Below are 15,631 nucleotides of genomic sequence, written 5' to 3'. Positions count from 1 at the left end.
GATGCGTCGCCCTGACGGACGGGTAGAAATGGAAAAGGATCATCTTAAGTGACCGGATGTTGCCCTACCCGCGCGCGGACTCGAACTGATTCCTAGGATTACCCACATGACACACGATCCCGTGGCACAAACGGCTCCTCACAAGGTCGTCATCATGGCGCGTGGTTTGGGAACGCGGATGCGCAAATCTGTCGAGGGAGTCTCCCTTACGGCAGACCAAGCAGCTGCTGCTTCAGCCGGCGTCAAGGCAATGATCAGTCTTGATGATCGTCCATTTCTCGACTACGTCATCTCAGCGCTAGCCGACGCTGGCTTTGACGAATTTTGTCTGGTGATCGGCCCTGAACACAACGTAATCCGGGACTACTACGACTCATGCGAAAAATCGCGGTTGTCGATTGTCTATGCGGTCCAGGAGCATCCTCTGGGTACTGCGGACGCCGTCGCAGCCGCCGAGGAATTTGCCGGTGATGACCGTGTGCTGGTTGTGAACTCTGATAATTTTTACCCGGAGGACGCGGTCGCCAGGCTTCGCGAGGTTCCCGCCTCAGGAACCCTAGGTTTCACGAAGCGCGCCATGATCGCGCAGTCCAACATCGATCCTGAGCGCATTCGTGCCTTCGCCCTGCTGGATTCTGATGATTCAGGTCAACTTACGGATATCATCGAGAAGCCGGACCCCCACATCGTTGATGCTGCCGGAGAGACTGCGCTGGTGTCGATGAACTGTTTCCTTCTTACCCCGAGAATCTTCGAGGCGTGCCGCTCGATCGACAAGTCGGAGCGCGGGGAGTACGAGATTGTCGATGCAGTGCGCTGGATGGTAGAGCATGGCGAGCATTTTGATGTCGTTCCGGTCGAGTCGGGAGTTCTCGACATGTCGAACCGCGGCGACATTACGTCTGTAGTGGAGGCTCTCAGCAGCCGTGAGGTGAAACTGTGACACGCTGGTTCGTTCCGGGACGGATAGAGGTCCTCGGCAAGCACACTGACTACGCTGGCGGGTCCACGCTGGTGGCTGCCGTGGATCGCGGGGTGACGATTTCAATCGAGCCGGGTGACAGTGGGATAGCGGTGTCGACGGACGCCGCTCCCGGTGAGCTGTCCTTAGCCGCGGGTCATGATCCAAAATTGCCGGCTGGTCACTGGGGTAGGTACGCACAAGCCGTTGTTGACCGTTTGGCGGCAAATTTTGGTGATTTGGCCCCCGCCAGGATTCGGCTCACTTCCGACCTGCCGTTAGCCAGTGGGATGAGTTCCTCCTCTGCCCTCATCAGCGCGATCGTGTTGGGCCTGGCTGATTTCAATGGGCTGCCTGATACCCGCACCTGGCAGGACAACATCACCGACGATGCCGATCTCGCCGGGTATCTGGCCTGTCATGAGAACGGTATGACTTTCAAGAACCTGGTAGGGGCCGCAGGTGTGGGCACTTTTGGCGGTTCAGAGGACCACACCGCAATGGTGTGCAGTAAGGACGGGCAGCTCGGTCAATTTCGCTTCTGCCCGATTCGATTGCAGCAACGGGTCCCATTCCCTGAAGACATGTCCTTTGTCGTCATCGTTTCTGGGGTTGCGGCCGAGAAGACTGGAGCTGCTCGTGACCTTTACAACGCGGCATCGTTGGCGACGCGCGAGATCATCGAACGGTGGAATTCGACCACAGGTCGTGAGGACGCTGTCCTCGGGGATGCCCTAGTGACCGACCCTAATGCTGAGAAGTTGCACGAGGTGGTGAGCGATCGCGCCGATCTCACTCGGCGCCTCGATCACTTCCTTACCGAGTCTGAAAGCATCATTCCAGAAGCGTCGAAAGCACTGGCGTGTGGCGACCTCGAAAGATTCGGTCGAATGGCTGACGAGTCGCAGCGTGCGGCCGAGGATCTTCTTGGCAATCAAGTGCCACAGACATCGGCTCTCGCGCGCATCGCTCGCGAACTTGGAGCGACTGGGGCCACCTCGTTCGGGGCAGGGTTCGGTGGCTCGGTGTGGGCTCTCGTGCCTAATGCCGAGGCTCCGGAGTTCGCTAGTATGTGGCTCGGTAAGTACCGCGACGAGTACCCGGAGGAGGCTGGAGAGGCCGTTACCGTGGTCACACGTCCGGGGCCCTCCGCCCGGCGCCTGGACTGATTCGTTCGGCAGCCCGCTCATCGTATTCCTGCTATCGCGCAGGAGCGATGAGCGCAGTTGCCATGGGGCTGGGTTTTACGAACCATGAAGGCTTTTTCGACCTAACCTGTGAGCCATGGCGGACGAAATAGAATTTGGCACCGGCGGCTGGCGAGCCATCATCGCAGACACGTTTACTCGCTTAAATGTTGAGCGGGTCGCTCAGGCGCTTGCCGACCGTATACACGACGAAAATCAGGAACATCGCCCTGTCGTCATCGGATACGACCAGCGCTTCCTTTCCCCAGAATTCGCTTGGTGGGCAGCGGAGGTACTCGCCGGTAACGACATCGTCGTGAGAATCATCGACCGGCCTGCTCCGACCCCGATGATCATGTGGACCGTTCGGGACATCGGCTGTGCCTACGGTATGGCGGTGACCGCCTCCCACAACCCTGCCACTTATAACGGTCTCAAGGTGTTCACGGAGGGTGGCCGTGATGCCAAGGTCGAGATCACCGAACCCATTCAGCACCGCGCCAATTCCATCAGCCCAAAGGACATTAGGCGCATGCACCGCACTGATGCCCTTCGTGACGGTGTAATTGAGGTGCAGACATCAATGAACTGGTACATCGACGCGATCCTTGATCACGTCGATCTGGAGGCCATCCGTCACGCTCACCTCAAGGTCGTCCTCGACCCCATGTTTGGCGTTTCCCGCACCTGCCTCCAGACCATCCTTATGACGGCCCGGTGCGACGTCGATACTATTCACGAACGTCGCGACACCCTCTTTGGTGGGCGCCTTCCTTCTCCGAATTCGCGAACCCTCCAGACTCTGGCCCAGGAGGTTGTCGAGCGTGGAGCCGATATCGGCATTGCCACTGATGGTGACGCAGACCGCCTCGGTATCATTGATGACCAGGGGCATTTCTTGCATCCCAACCAGATCCTCGTGTTGCTGTACACCTACCTTCTGGAGGACAAGGGATGGCAGGGGCCCTGCGTGCGTAACCTCGCGACGACCCACCTGCTTGACCGTGTCGCCGAGGCCCACGGGCAGACCTGTTACGAGGTACCGGTCGGATTTAAGTGGGTGTCGTCCAAGATGGCCGAGACCAACGCCGTCATCGGTGGTGAGTCCTCCGGTGGTTTGACCGTCCAGGGGCATATTGCAGGTAAGGATGGTGTCTATGCCGGTACCCTGCTGGTGGAAATGATCGCCAAGCGGGATAAGAAGCTTTCGCAGATCTACGCCGACATCGAGGAGCGTTACGGTCGTCTAGAGATGGTGGAGGACGACTTCTCCTTCGCCCCTGAGGACAAGGAGTACCTCAAGAGGCGTATCTACCAGGACAAGGACCTGCCCGACTTCGGCCTAGAGGTCGATCACATCAGCGACATGGACGGGGTGAAGGTCTATTTCGCTAACGGTGGGTGGATCATTGTTCGGTTTTCTGGCACGGAGCCTCTCCTGCGGGTTTTTTGCGAGATGCCTGTCGCGCAGATGGCTCGCGAATGCATCGACAAGGTCGTGAAGCACTACCACTTCGAGTGAGTAACCAGCGCTGCTCTCCTCACACGTCCTGTCCGGTTGGGGAGAGCAGCAACCTGGTGACGATTTCTCCCGATCGGAGCATGGTCCCGGCCCTCACGTGGTCGGTTCCCAACCGAATCGGGGATTTTAGTAATACGAGGCATACGGCGGCGCGTAGTGGTTGGGCAATACTCTCCTCCAGCCATTGCACGATGACGAGCTTGGGCTCGTCACTGCCCGACCCAGCACCGATTCACGCGTTTGGAAATGGCGCAAGTGATCTCGTAGCTAATGGTTCCGAGGAGTTCGGCCATGTCATCAGCGGTCAGAGTTTCGTCCCCCTGGGTTCCAATGAGTACCACCTCATCTCCCACTGTGACGTTCGAATCGGGGCCAAGATCAACCATGAATTGGTCCATGCAGATCCGACCGACGATGGGATGAACGGACCCTCTAATGAGGACGTATCCTTTATTTGACAGCCCTCGGGACAGTCCGTCGGCGTAACCGACTGGGACGGTGGCGATTTTTGTCGTTTCGCTGGCGGTCCATGTTCTGCCGTAGCCGATGGTATCACCCACACTGACAGTTTTAACGAAGGTGACGTGGCTGATCCAGGACAGGGCAGGGTGTAGGTCGGCACGGTCGGCGTGAGGGTTGGGATCGTATCCGTACCCAACGATGCCGGCGCGCACCATGGAGGTTTTCCCCAGATCGTGCCCGAGGATGGCGCCGGAATTGGCCAGGTGCACAAGGGGGAACGGCCCACGATGTGTTTCTACCAGCGAGACAGCAGTCATGAAAGTGTCGATCTCGCGGCGGGTGAACTCCGCCCCCTCCGGCACATCGCTGATGGGCAGGTGAGTGAAGACGCCTTCGACTTCGACGCCTTTGGCGCGGTCAGCGGCAGCAGTGAGTTCAGCAAGGCGTTCAGGACACAGCCCGATGCGTCCCATGCCGCTATCAACAGCGATATGAATCTTGGCAGTGACTCCTAGTCGTACAGCGGCTTTGCTTACCGCCTCCAGGGTGTCGAAATCCACCACGGTGAGACGAATCCCGGACGTAATGGCTGCATCCATGTCCCAAGGATCGGCGGGGGAGAGTTTGAGTATGGGCAGGGTGATGCCGGCTTCAACCAGCTCTTGGCCTTCAGCGACCGTGGCGACGGCGAGCCAGTCGGCATACCGGTGTTTTTCGACATAACGCGAGACTTCGACTGCCCCATGTCCATAGGCGTCGGCCTTGACGGCAAAGAGGACCTTTCGGTCGCCTGCGCGTTTCCTCACGACGGCGAGGTTTGCAGCGATGGCAGATAGATCAATAATGGCGTGAGAAGGCGATGGACAACGTGGCATGTGTCATAACTCCTGTGAACTGTCAGAAATAGCGAAGCGCCGGGTTGGTCCGGTGCCGGGCCGGGTTGAGCAGGGCCGGGACGCTTCGGAGAAAGGCTGGGGACATTGGCTGAGAAGCGGCGAGTAGGGGATAGAAAAGTAAAACCTGAGGATTGAGGGTCGGTAGTAGAGAACTGCGGCGCAGGCACGGCGTTCAGGTGGGACCGTGCCTGACGATTATCGTCACTTAGCTATCTCCCTTCGGATGGGCCTCGTCGGTGCCTACGTCGTCATGGGTGGCGTGGTGGCGGTCGAAGAACCAGCCGACGCCGAGGATGACAAACCATATTGGTGTGAGGGCCAGAGCTCGCGCAGTGTCGGCTTCCTGGGCCAGCAACACGAGGATGAACACGAAGAACACCAACACGGCCCAGCACATGCCGCGACCTCCAGGCATGGGGTACTTCGATGCAGCATGGGCTGCGGGAGCAACCCTGCGGTATTTCATGTAGCTGATGACGATCATGCTCCAGACGAAGATGAATAGTACCGACGAAATTGTCGTCACGAGGGTGAATGCCTCGACAAACGACTCTGATGAGGCTAGGAGCAGTGCCGTGCTCAGGACCAGGACAGTGATGACGAGGCCCCAGCGGGGGACGCCGTTCTTACTGAGTCGGCCGAAAACCTTCGGCGCCATGCGCTTGTGAGCGAGTCCGAAAAGCATTCTTGAGATGGAGTAAATCCCAGAGTTAGACGACGAGGCTGCCGATGTCAGGACGACGAAATTCATCACGCTAGCTGCACCAGCGAATCCAACTAGCCCGAGAACCTGCACGAACGGGGAGGAATCTGCCCGGACCTCGTCCCACGGAACGACAGTCATGATTGCGAGCAGGGCACCGACATAAAAGATGAGGATTCGAGCGGGGACGGCGCTGATAGCCCGAGGCAGGGTCTTCTCGGGATTCCGTGTCTCGGCGGCGGTAGTCCCGATGAGCTCGATTCCCACAAACGCGAATGCTGCCATCTGAAAACCAGCGAAGAACCCACTCCAGTCGTTGGGCATGAAACCGCCACGGTTCCACAGGTTGGCTACGGATGCCATGCTTCCCGACGGAAACTGTAACTTCATGACCGCCAGCACGATGGCGAGGACGATGAGGGAAATAATCGCGATGATCTTGATGAGCGCAAACCAGAATTCTAACTCTCCAAACATCCTTACGGTGAGCAGATTTAAACAGAGTAGGAGAAACAATGTGGCGGCTGCGAGCAGAGCTGCAGTCCCTCTATTCTTAACCCAGAAGTCCCAATAGGTTGTAATTCCAATGAGCTCGGCCATACCGGTGACGATCCAACAAAGCCAATACGTCCACCCTAGAAAGAATCCAGCCCAGGGGCCGACCAGGTCAGCTGCGAAGTCTTGGAAACTCTTGTAGTCGAGGTTGTACATGAGCAACTCGCCCATAGCCCTGACGACGAAGTAGAGCATGGTGCCGATGATGAGGTACGACACGATGATGCTGGGGCCGGCGGCGCGGATGGCTTTGCCAGAGCCTAGGAACAGTCCGGTTCCGATAGCCCCGCCGATGGCGATGAGCTGGATGTGGCGGTTGTTCAGGTTGCGATGCAGATGGGCCTGTGGGTGGTGGCTGGATGGCGACGATCCAGCTTCCTGTGCGGTTAAACCGTGGTGCTCGTTTGACGCCAATGCGTGCGGGTGCCGCTCCCCGTCTGGAATCCGGTTAAAACCAGTCGTATCAATCGCCTCCTAAAAACGATCACCAAGATCGGGGGCGCGCGATGAGGCTGAATCGACGATGACTCAACTTGCCGCGACGCGATTTATTGCAGTGTAACACCGGTGGGTTTACGTGCGACGGATTTGATATATGGTCGGGGCAGGATAATGGTAATCTAAGGAGGATTCACGGCTGTCTGTGCGAACATGTCCATGAAATTTTCGCGCAGGTGTTGACCGATGTGTAACGGGGCGCTGAGGTGGTCGAGCCAGCATGTTGCAGTGCGCAGTCAACCGCGTCACCTCGGTTCACGTGAAAATCCCCGAGCCCCGGCCCGGCGAGCATGTGGCGTGTCTGCGACGCCGGGGGTGACGGTAAAATTAGCGCAGCGCCTCTTTACGCTGTTCGTGGCGGTGGTGCACGAAGTACATCGATCCGATGAACGCGAACCAGATCGGGGTGATGAGCACTGCGATCCGAGTGGTTGGGTCCAAGGTAAGAATGACCAGGCTGATGGTGAAGAAGGCCAGCACAACCCAGCACATGGGGACGCCACCAGGCATCTTGTAGATGGACTCTTCGTGGAGCTGTGGGCGTTTGCGGCGGTACACGATGTAGCACACAACGATGAGTGACCAGGTGAAAAGGAACAGCAGGGCGGCAACTGTCGTCACCAGGGCGAAGGCCTGCATGATCGAATCCGAGGTGTAGAGGGAAGTGATGCCGTTTAGCAGCAGCAGGCACGAAGCGACAAGTGCGTTGCGCGGCACGTTGTTACTCGACAGTTTTCGGAACCGCGAGGGAGCCTGACCGTCGAGAGCTAAGCCATACATCATTCGTGAGGTCGAATACAGACCAGAGTTATCCGAGGACGCCGCAGCGGTAAGCAGGACGAAGTTCATCACACTGGCGGCCGCGCCGAATCCCGCCAAGCCGAACAGCGACACGAAGGGGCTCACCCCGGGCACGACTTTGCGCCACGGAATGACAGCGGTAATAGCAAGCAGGGCGAACACGTAGAACAGGGCAAGCCGCACCGGGATGGCATTGATCGCCTTTGGGAGAGTGGTGCAAGGATCCTTAGTTTCAGCGGCAGCAGTACCAACGAGTTCGATACCAACGAAGGCGAAGAACGCGATTTGGAAGCCACCAAGGAAGCCCATCAGGCCGTTGGGGAAGAAACCGCCATCATTCCACAGGTTGGCGATAGTAGCGGGGTCACCGTCAGGGGAGACGAAACGGCTTGCCAACAGCGCGATGGCGACAATGACCAGTGCGCCGACTGCGATGAGCTTGATGAGGGCGAACCAGAATTCGGCTTCACCAAAAAACTGCACGGCAATGATGTTGAGGGCGAGGAGGGCAGCGGCCAGGGCGGTTGCGGGTAGCCACTTCGGGATATTTGGCCACCAATATTGGAAGTAGGCGGTAATAGCGGCCATGTCGCCCATGGCGGCCACGATCCACGAGAACCAATACGTCCAGCCGGCGATAAAACCACCAGCTGGGCCAAGTAGATCCTCAGCGATATCTCGGAAAGACTTGTAGTTGAGATTGGACAGCAGCATCTCACCGAGGGCTCGCATCATGAAGTAGAGGAAAAACCCAATGAGAGCGTAGATGAGAGCACTAGACGGGCCAGCAAGGTGGATGGTGCTGCTGGATCCCATGAACATTCCGGTGCCGATGGCACCGCCCAAAGCAATGAGCTGTAGGTGACGGTTGGTCAGCCCGCGTTGTAGCTCGCGCTCCTCTGTGGGGCTTTCCAGGTCGAGAGTGGCTGGCGGTTTCTTCACGGGTCTGGCCAAGGCGCTGCGGCGCGGTGCGTCGACGGACTGCGTTTCTCGTGCACTCACAGGAACTCCTTTGTTCGGTGAAGGTGGTGACGGTCGCCTCATAGGCGATGGGGAGTGGCCGCTGCCTTCCACACAGCAGAGGAGGTGGCGGTGGCGAGTAAACCGGCATAGGTAGGCCAGAACCTCACTTCGGTGCCGATCTCGACGGATTCGGAAGAATCAGTCATATCAACGATGAGGTGATCCGAACTGGCTCCCAGCACGATGTGGCCGGGGTCGACGGGCGCCAGATCGGACGGATTGACGTCCTGACGCCCGAGATTACAGATGGCACGCAGTCGAATACCGCGATCAGTGAAGGTGACATGTTGACCGAATGCGTCCTCACCGGTGCGTCCCAGCGGAATCGACGGCTTGCGCTCGAGCTCGATGATCTCGGCGACGACCTCGACGGTGTCTTGACGAGTTTGCGGCCATGGTGACCGATCCAAGGTGTTGCGCCCCAGAATGATGGCTTCACCAATGCGCAGATTGTTGATTTCGGACGGCATGGCACCACTCATCATGAGCGGAAGATTTGCCGAGTTCCCGCCTGAGATAAGACCCAACTCAAGGCCGGTGGCCGCGCGCGCCATATCGCGTAGCTGGACTAGGCGAGTCATATTTTCGATGCTCGGTTGGACTCCGCCGTAGCAGGCCAGGTTGGTACCGACCCCCTTAACGTCGATGCCGGGCAGGGCGGCTGCCGAGGAGACAACATCGACGAGATGGTCGGGCCACACTCCCTCACGCAGATCACTGACATCGACCATGACGATGACTCCGTGGTGGGTTCCGGCCCGGACAGCAGCCTCCGATAAGGCGGTCATCGTCGTGAGGGAGGAGTTGAGAGAAATGTCGGCGAGCTGAACAGTGTCGTCAATGTCGTGACGCCCGGGGGCTCGCAACAGCATGGTTGGCAGCGAGGTGCCACATTCGGCGATCTGACGCAGGTTTTGAAGTCGAGAATCAGCAAGCATCGTGACGCCGGTGTCCTCCAGAGCCTGGAGGAGCACTGGGTGGGCATGTAACACCTTGGTGACTGCTGCGACCTGAACGCCGTGTTTGGCGCATTGAGTGACGATTGCTCGCGCGTTGTCGCGGATACGGTCGGCGAAAATCTCCAACCGGGGAGTGGAGCGGTTCATGATGTGCTTTCCAACCCGTGTGGGGTGTCGTTTTTTGTCACGTCGGGTGGGGCAGCGTCATCATTGACACCTACCCCCTCGTCGCTGGGCAGTTTTGTGTTGCCAGTGAGGGATTCGATCCAGGCCGCGAAGGTAGGACGGACCTCGTCGGGATAGCACTGGGCTACCGTCCCGAGGGCGGAGAATCGATAGTCGCGGTCGATTACGATGGTGGCTTCAGGGCTGGGCAACAGTTGGGCGCCAGCTCCGGTACAGATTCGGCGGAGAATATCCGCACCGCCCGGCACTCGAGTCAGGGCCCCACCGGTTCCCACCACCCAGCGGACCGCGCTGAGGTCTTTGCCACGCACCACCTGGGTCTTGCCGGTCGGGGTGAAGATCTCGGTCACCGTCCCGGCGTGACGGCCCACCCCGGTCTCGACAGCCTCCCGGGCAAGCCACCGAGTTACCTCGGCTTCCCGCTCGTCGCTGGGAATGGCGCGCAGCCACTCCAGACGCTCCTCGTCCTCCCCTTCGTCAGTCATCGCCGCAACGCGACGTGCGTTAACGAAGACGCCGAGGTCTCCCTCGACGGTTCTCTTGGTACGTGGTTCGGGGTCGATCACCCGAGCCGACCACTCCGAGGACCCGTCGGTGACGCTGTGAACGTCAGTTGTGGCACCGCCAACGTCGACCACCACCGCATCGCCCACAGCATCGGCGAACAACTCAGTGGCGAGCAGTACGGCTCCTGGGGTTGGCAGGATCTCGTGGTTGGTCAGCTCGGCTAGGCCGTACATGCCTGGGGCAGCGGTGATGTGATCGTTGAAGACGTCATGAATGACAGCGCGCACCGGTTCGACACGCAACACGTCGACGTCAGGGAAGACATTGTCAACGCATGTCAGCGGCTGGCCGGCATCGGCAAAAATGTGCTCGACCCGCCGCCTCGCTCGGGAATTTCCGGCATAGACCACTGGCACCCCAAGCTGGGCGGACGCAATGACTTCCGCGTTCTCGACAACGATGCGTTTCTCTCCGTCATCGACTCCACCGGCCAGCAGGATGATGTTGGGGCGGTTCTCATGGAGATCTTCCAGGTCGAACTCGTCCATTGCCCCGACGGTGGTCATAGTGACAATGGCCCCGGCGCCTAGAGCCGCTTCGCGGGCAGCCCTGGCCGTCATGGACCGAGTGAGGCCATGGACGCTCATACGCAGTCCACCGGCCGCCGAGGAGTTCACGAAGATCTCCCCGGCGGCCGGAGGTGAGGCGCATTGCTCACGCATCTGGGCGATCGCGGCATCCGCGCCGATACGCACGTCGCCGGCGGCCACCGAGGTGGGGGCGAATCCCTGCCCGATGTGGTGCAGTAGCCCGGACTCCATGCGGAAGGCGTTGGCTTTGGTGATGGTGGAGCCGATCTCCAGAGTCGTGAGCACGGTCATATCGATCAGGCTTCCGCGCGGGTCCGCATAGTGCGCACGATGGCGTCAAGGACGTCGATGCCCTTGGTACCGCGCCCGAAGGTGGCGTCCAAGCCGGTCTCTGCTGCCATCTCCCGGTTCACCTGGGTGCCGCCGGCGACGAGAACGACCTTGTCGCGGATGCCCTTCTCGGTGGCCAGATCAGCCAACTTCCGCATCATGGTGCGATGGATGTCGTTGTGACTGATGATCGTGGAGATGAGGATGGCGTCGGCGCCACTCTCGATAGCGGCATCGACCATCTTCTCCACCGGCACCGATGTGCCAAGGTAGCGATATTTCACCCCGTACTTCTCGATGCCACCGTGCTTGATGTCGAGGATCTCGCGCAGCCCGACGCTGTGCTCGTCCTCACCGACAGTGCCGGCCACCACCGACAACTCGTGGTCGGTGACGAATTGGCGTAGTTCGTCGGCGGGTAGCAGTTCGATCTTCTCGGGGATCGTCAGCTTGGATGGGTTGACGTCGACGTGGGTCGCCTGGCCTTTGACCTCAACGAAGCATCCTTCGGCGGGGTGCAGCACTTGCAGGTTGCATACCTGTGGGTCGGTGATGCCCATCTTGCGTGCCATCTCGACGGCCGCCTCGCGGGCGATGTTCATCTGTACCAGGACGACACCGTCACCGGCCCATTCAGCCTCGGGCCGTAGCGCTGTGCCGTCGCGGAACGGGCGGGTGCAGGCCAGGCGGGTCGCGGCCGAGTCGTTGGGGTCGAGCTCATCGATGTAGACGATTTTCTCGGGTTCGCACAAGGTGCAGCCGTCGATGAGGTCGCACGGCTTGTTAAGGCCCTCGGGCAGGTTGTTGTTGCCGAAATGGTCGCAGACTGGGGCGAGGTAGTCGGGGTCACGCTCGACGACGGTTCCCTCGGCGATTCCGCCTTGGCCGTCACGGGCGATGCCGTCGTGGTTGCGTTCCGGGAATTCTGCCGAGTCGACGAAGAATCCGTCCTCAACGGCGACGAAGTAGCCACCCACGTGCAGCATCTCGGTGAGGAAACCGATCGCCCGCTCCTTGAGGTCACGCACCATGTGGCCGAGTGGCCCCTCGCGGTTGATGGTCACCATCTCCTTGATGCCATCGAGAGCGGCCCAGGTCTGTTTGACCGTCTGGACGCCGCGGACAGAGTTGTGGTGCCAGGGCAGGTTGCGGCCTTCATCAGGGGTGATGGTGCTCTGGATGTCCGCGCTGGTCAGCATTGAGATGAGAGTGTCGATGGTGTGGGTGCGGATGGCCTCGGCGAGGTCGGACTCGATGTACCGGGTGTTCTGCTGGGCGCGCATTTTGTACTCGCTGAACAGATCGCGCAGGGCCACTGCGTACGGCAGGTCGTACCAGAGTTTCGGCGCCGGGGGAGCGCTGGGCGGAACCGTCGACAGGCCGATGAGGTCCTTCGGTATTCCTACCAGCACTGAGTACATGCAGTTGAGGCCGTGCTGGACCATGAGCTCGGGCATGACCTTCCAACCGTGCCGGGCAGTGGCGTTGGCGTTGTGTGCACCGTCGATTTGGAAGATCTGAGCTCCCGCCATCACCTTCTTGGCTTCACCGGCGTCAACATAGCTGCGGTAGGCGTTGATGTTGCGGTACAGCAGGTTGTATTGCGGGTCTTGATGAGCACCGTTAACCCCCTCTTCGGCGAAGAGGACGGCCACCTCAGGGCGGGCGACTCCGGACACGTAGGAGTGGAAGTTGATGGGGCGCCCTACCTCGTCCTCGATGAGGTCGCAGGCCTTGCGGCTAGCGCGCAGCTGTTTACGGGTGATCGGAACGCCGCCGATACCTTCCGGGGTGCCCTCTAGTAGTCCGTCGATGTGGCTCTGTCCGGTGGTGCGGATGACCATGATGTGGTCAGCTCCGTGCCAGGCCGCCATCCTCATACGGCGCAGGTCGTCCTCGAAGTGCCCCGAAGCGATCTCGGAGGTGACGACGGGTGCCGGCTGGGGATCAATGTTCTCGAAGTACTCTGCGGCGGGCAGAGGCATGCTCTGCTTCAACGGGGTGGACATGTTCCGGTAATGGAAGTCGCCCATGTCGATTCCCTCTTCCGGCACGTTCCGCCAGGTCCATCCCTTGCGACGGGGGTGGTAGTGCTCAAAGTCGGTGAGGATCTCCTCGACATTGAGTTTGGTATTCGGGCCTGGGGGGTCCTGCTCGGTGCGGGGCTCGACGGGCTCCGAAGACGTCACGGCGGACTTGTTATTCGGGCCGAGTTGCTCGCGTTCGCGGACGTGCTTGTGGTGCAGGCACGTGTCTTGGATAGTCATGCCGAGGCTCCTTCCTTGGAACCCGTGGTTGCTGTCTTTGCAGGCGGCAGCGGGCTGCCGTCGAATAGTTCGTCGAGGGCCTTGAGGTCCTCGGCTATGCGGGTAGCTGCGTCACGCAGACCAATGCCGTCACGACGTGATAGCCGCAGCACGGCGTGGCCAGCCCCTTTGCCACCCAGACCTGCCGCGAACACGTTCTCCACGACGGCGTGGGTTGTCACCGAGTCGATGCCCATGCGCAGTAGGACGGACCGTTCAATGGATGGGGTGGTGTGGGTGCGGGCGAGGTCAACGACCGGGGTCATAACCTCTTCGCACAGTTGCCAGAAGCGTTCCTTGAGGGCGGCGTCGTCGAGATCGGCGAGTTCGGTGCGCAGAGCTTCGTAGCGCTCGACGCGCTCCTGATCTGGGTTGGACATCATGCTCCTTTCGTGTGCGTCGCCAGCTCAGTGCCGATCAGGCGGACGTCGTCAGTGGTGGTGTTGGTCTCAGCCGCCAGGAACTCCAACTCGGCGTCTCCCCATTGCTCGGGTGCCACGATCTGACTGGCGTGGCGCAAGTAGCTGTGACGCAGCTTGTCGAGGTCGAGTGGGTGGACGCTCACTTGATCGAGGCGTTCAGGAATGATGATCGCTTTGCCCGGGACGTTGCCGGCTGGATCCCCGCGCCGAACCTCGATGCCGCGCGACCGTGCGAAGGACAGCTGGCTGTTGTGGTGTTTTCCAGCGCCGGTGTACTCGGTCTCTTGGACGACAACGATCTGGTCGCGCTCCATCTGACGAGCCATGGCAACCGCGGCCGTCAGGCTGGTGTTGCCGGCCGGTCCGCGCTCGAGGCCTTCGATCTTGGTGAGAAGCTCGGTCATGTAGAAGACCTCGCCCTGGGACACTAGCTGGTAGCCGTCCATGTAACGCAGCGGACGTGCGGCATTGCGCGGGACGTCGACGCGGTCCGGCCAGGTTGCGAAAGGCACGCCGAAGCCGGTGTGGCCGGTCGTAAACGACTTGTTGTTGAAGTCGTGGTCGGAGGCCATGTGCAGCCCAGTGAGATCTACCGATACGGCGATGACCTGGGTCTGGTTGCAGCCCACCTTGCGCAGGCCGCGGGTGGTCCCGGTGATGTTTCCGCCACCGGCGTGAGTAACGACGACGGCGTCGGGCTGGCGTCCGTAGCGTTGCTGCACCTCACGGCCGATCTCGGCGCCGAGAGTTTCGATGCCGGCGATGCCGTAGGGGGTGTAAAGGCTGGCGTTGAAGTATCCGGTGTCCTCCAGGGTGCGCAGCAGCACGTAGAAAAGTTCCGGTCCAACCGTCAGCTTGATCACTTCTGCGCCGTAGGCCTCGCAGGCTCGGGATTTTTCGACAATCTCGGGTTGGCCGACGTGTTGGGAGTCGTAGATTTCTTGGATGACGATGCAGGCCAGCCCGCGCTGAGCGGCTTGGGAGGCAACGCCAGCGCCGTAGTTTCCACTGGTTGCCGTTACTATGCCGGCGAACCCCTTGGCTTGGGCCTCATGGGCGCTCAGGGAGGCACGACGAGCTTTGAAGCTGCCCGACGCATTAGCAGCCTCGTCCTTGAGGAGAATTCGGGCGCCCTTTCCAGGGCCGGCGATCTCACGGACGGCTTCGGTGAGACGGTGCAACTCGTACAGCAGGGTGTCGCCAACTTTGGTCTCGGCCTGGATGCGTGCGACGTCGTCGAGGCCGTAGCCAGTGGAGGACATCAGGGCGTCGTAATCGAAGATGAGGTCACCGTGTTGAAAACTGTCATAGTCCAGGGCGAGGGCGCGCCGCATGATGTCGCTGCGGCGGGCCATGACGTCGTCATATGAGTTGCTCATGACTGGTCCTCCTGCCCGTGAAATGTGATGGGTTCGTGCGTGGTGCCGATGGTCAGCAGCTCGGGCACGGTGTTGCCGAAGCTGTGGCTGTAACTGGGATTGACGCAGTCGAGGACGCCGGTGTGACGTCGTCCGATTATCGAGGTGATGGTGACCTCGTCGCCGATGTGTGCTTCTTCGTCGAGAAATCCGCTAACCCACTGCACGAGAGGGGTGGCGGCGGTGTCTTCCGGTACGGCAGCGGCCCGTTCGGAGGGCTGCAGGATGATGGTACGGACCTCGACCCAGGTGCCCTTCGGAATGGGGCTGTCCGCTAGCGGGGCGGTGTGAGATATATCTGCCAT

General features: G+C 60.2%; 12 protein-coding genes. 3 read left to right on the top strand and 9 right to left on the bottom strand.

Annotated elements, in window-relative coordinates:
- The first annotated feature begins 106 nt into the window (after positions 1-106).
- The 3 genes from LRP59_RS01585 (at position 107) to LRP59_RS01575 (ending at position 3,670) form a co-directional block, all read left to right on the top strand.
- Positions 107-943: a nucleotidyltransferase family protein gene (locus LRP59_RS01585; protein WP_002520856.1), complete on the top strand. Its 837-nt coding sequence runs from the start codon at positions 107-109 to the stop codon at positions 941-943.
- Entirely contained in the window at positions 940-2,130 is a 1,191-nt protein-coding gene (locus tag LRP59_RS01580) for a galactokinase family protein (protein WP_002512636.1), read from the top strand. Before LRP59_RS01585 ends, LRP59_RS01580 begins: the two co-directional genes overlap by 4 nt.
- A gap of 115 nt (positions 2,131-2,245) precedes the next feature.
- Positions 2,246-3,670, top strand: coding sequence for a phosphoglucomutase/phosphomannomutase family protein (locus tag LRP59_RS01575; protein ID WP_002512635.1), 1,425 nt, complete (start codon positions 2,246-2,248; stop codon positions 3,668-3,670).
- A gap of 209 nt (positions 3,671-3,879) precedes the next feature.
- On the opposite strand, the gene alr is transcribed toward LRP59_RS01575, so the two are convergent.
- The 9 genes from alr to ortA all read right to left on the bottom strand — a co-directional run bounded on the left by alr (position 3,880) and on the right by ortA (position 15,631).
- Positions 3,880-5,007 carry an alanine racemase gene (alr, locus tag LRP59_RS01570; RefSeq protein WP_002512634.1) on the bottom strand — a complete coding sequence of 376 codons (1,128 nt, stop codon included), beginning with the start codon at positions 5,005-5,007 and terminating at the stop codon, positions 3,880-3,882.
- A gap of 226 nt (positions 5,008-5,233) precedes the next feature.
- Positions 5,234-6,700, bottom strand: coding sequence for an amino acid permease (locus LRP59_RS01565; RefSeq protein WP_002512633.1), 1,467 nt, complete (start codon positions 6,698-6,700; stop codon positions 5,234-5,236).
- A gap of 411 nt (positions 6,701-7,111) precedes the next feature.
- The gene (locus LRP59_RS01560; RefSeq protein ID WP_002533175.1) at positions 7,112-8,527 is read right to left on the bottom strand and encodes an amino acid permease; all 1,416 of its coding nucleotides are present in this window, start codon (positions 8,525-8,527) and stop codon (positions 7,112-7,114) included.
- A 98-nt stretch (positions 8,528-8,625) separates the two neighbouring features.
- Positions 8,626-9,714 carry an alanine/ornithine racemase family PLP-dependent enzyme gene (locus LRP59_RS01555; RefSeq protein ID WP_002512631.1) on the bottom strand — a complete coding sequence of 363 codons (1,089 nt, stop codon included), beginning with the start codon at positions 9,712-9,714 and terminating at the stop codon, positions 8,626-8,628.
- Positions 9,711-11,141, bottom strand: a complete 1,431-nt coding sequence (locus LRP59_RS01550; RefSeq protein WP_002512630.1) for a glutamate mutase L — start codon at positions 11,139-11,141, stop codon at positions 9,711-9,713. The genes LRP59_RS01555 and LRP59_RS01550 overlap by 4 nt, the downstream gene beginning before the upstream one ends.
- A 5-nt stretch (positions 11,142-11,146) precedes the next feature.
- Entirely contained in the window at positions 11,147-13,447 is a 2,301-nt protein-coding gene (gene oraE / locus LRP59_RS01545; RefSeq protein WP_148378431.1) for a D-ornithine 4,5-aminomutase subunit OraE, read from the bottom strand.
- The gene (gene oraS, locus LRP59_RS01540) at positions 13,444-13,869 is read right to left on the bottom strand and encodes a D-ornithine 4,5-aminomutase subunit OraS (RefSeq protein ID WP_002533173.1); all 426 of its coding nucleotides are present in this window, start codon (positions 13,867-13,869) and stop codon (positions 13,444-13,446) included. The genes oraE and oraS overlap by 4 nt, the downstream gene beginning before the upstream one ends.
- Positions 13,866-15,287 carry a 2-amino-4-oxopentanoate thiolase subunit OrtB gene (gene ortB / locus LRP59_RS01535; protein ID WP_002533172.1) on the bottom strand — a complete coding sequence of 474 codons (1,422 nt, stop codon included), beginning with the start codon at positions 15,285-15,287 and terminating at the stop codon, positions 13,866-13,868. Before ortB ends, oraS begins: the two co-directional genes overlap by 4 nt.
- Positions 15,284-15,631, bottom strand: coding sequence for a 2-amino-4-oxopentanoate thiolase subunit OrtA (gene ortA, locus LRP59_RS01530; protein WP_002512626.1), 348 nt, complete (start codon positions 15,629-15,631; stop codon positions 15,284-15,286). Before ortA ends, ortB begins: the two co-directional genes overlap by 4 nt.

Origin of the sequence: Cutibacterium sp. 37298 (assembly GCF_023838685.1) — a bacterium.
Classification (GTDB): Bacteria; Actinomycetota; Actinomycetes; order Propionibacteriales; family Propionibacteriaceae; genus Cutibacterium; species Cutibacterium acnes.
This window is presented reverse-complemented; position numbering and strand designations above follow the sequence as displayed.